The organism is Lamprobacter modestohalophilus, from assembly GCF_016583905.1.
GTDB classification, from domain to species: Bacteria; Pseudomonadota; Gammaproteobacteria; order Chromatiales; family Chromatiaceae; genus Lamprobacter; species Lamprobacter modestohalophilus.
Genome location: NZ_NRRY01000156.1, coordinates 1 through 1573 on the forward strand (window position 1 = coordinate 1; position 1573 = coordinate 1573).

The window sequence follows — 1573 nt, forward strand, 5'->3', positions numbered from 1 at the left end:
TGATGCCATAGACCCGAGCCACGGCGCGGTTATGACCGATGGCAGACATCAGGCCCTTGGGCTGATAGCCGAACGCGCGGGTCGGCTCGTCGCGCTCGTGCCGGGCGATGTTGGCCGCGAGCTGCGGGCCTTGGCGTAACGCAAACTGCGCCGTCGGCGGGCAGGGCGCACCATCGGCCCGGCTGTTCGGCACTGCCGCACAATCGCCGATCGCCCAGACACCCGGTAGACCGGGCACCGACATATCGGCCTCGACGCGCAAGCGGCCTCGTTCCTTGTCCGCGGGCAGGGCATCGATGAGCCGGTTCGCCGTGGTGCCGATGGTGCTGACAACGGTGCCGGCATCGATACGGCTGCCTTTGTTGAGCGTCACCCCCTGCGCATCAATGGCCTCACTGCGGGTCCCGAGCCGCACCTCGACCCCGCCATGCCGCGACAGCTTGCGCTCGGTGAAACGGCCGAGTCGCTCCGGTAGCTCTGGCAACAGGTGTGGACCCCCATGGACGATAACCACTCGTGCCGGCTCCAGTTGTGAATGCCGATACCAGCGTCGGCTTTCGGTGAGGAAGTCGCTGATCTCGCCGGCGACCTCGACCCCGGAGAAGCCACCACCGATGACTACGAAGGTCTTCAGCCAGCGACGCAAGGTCGGGTTCTCGGTCAGCTCGGCGTCCTCGAGCCGGGCGATGACGCGATTGCGCAGATAGAGCGCATCGCCGACGGTCTTCAGCGGCAGCGTGTGCTCGGCCATGCCGGGGATCATGTGCAGATTGGCGCGGCTGCCGCAGGCCAGCACCAGATGGTCATAGTCGAGGTGGCCGCCCTCGGAGCTATTGCGGAAATGGACACGGCGGGCCTCGGTGTCGATGCCGGTGACCTGGACCTGATGGACCTTGGCGCGGCGCACCATCTGGCGCAAGGGCGCGACCACATGACCGGGCAGCACCGAGGCGCCGACCACCTCCGGCAGCAGTGGGTTATAGGTCAGATGGTTCTCCGCCGAGAGCAGATGGATCTCGGCCGAGCGCAGGCGCCGCTCGAGGGCCTTGGCTGCGGTCGCACCGGCGAAGCCGCCACCAATGATAACGATCCGGGGGCGACGGTCGGGGTCCGTAATGGGCGTGCTGGAGGCATCGGGCATGACGGGCTCCGGTTGGTCTGTTTACTGTCGGCGCGTGCCCAGTAGGATCTGGCGCTCACGCAGATCGTCCAGCAGGCTGCGACCGGCCTCGATCAGCTGCGCCGGCCGTGGATGCTGAAGCTCGAGCGCGATGCTGTTGAGCAGATCCCGTCCGCTCCGGTGGCTCTGTTCTCGCAGCAGCACCAACAGCCGCTGGGTCACCGCGTTGATCTTCAGAAACGCGATGCGCTCCTGTCGTGTGCGGTACACGACCAGATGCGTTGGCTCAGGGTCCGGCGCGTGCGGCTGGAAGTCCGCGCTGATGTGATGCACCGGAAAGCGGTAGCTGAGATTCCAAGCCAGCGGTGAGACCACCGGGACGCCGTCGAGCAGATCACCGTTCGGATCGGCGAGCGCGGGTCCGGCCTCGGCCTCGCTGAAGATCAAGGCGGT

At 66.8% G+C, this 1573-nt stretch carries 2 protein-coding genes; both read right to left on the reverse strand.

The features are described 5' to 3' along the window. On the reverse strand, nt 1-1141 hold a 1141-nt coding region (locus CKO42_RS26545), incomplete at its 3' end, for an NAD(P)/FAD-dependent oxidoreductase (RefSeq protein ID WP_200252581.1). Nucleotides 1142-1162: 21 nt separating this feature from the next. Continuing rightward, nucleotides 1163-1573: HvfC family peptide modification chaperone (locus CKO42_RS26550; protein WP_476737493.1), on the reverse strand; the 411-nt coding region annotated here is incomplete at its 5' end.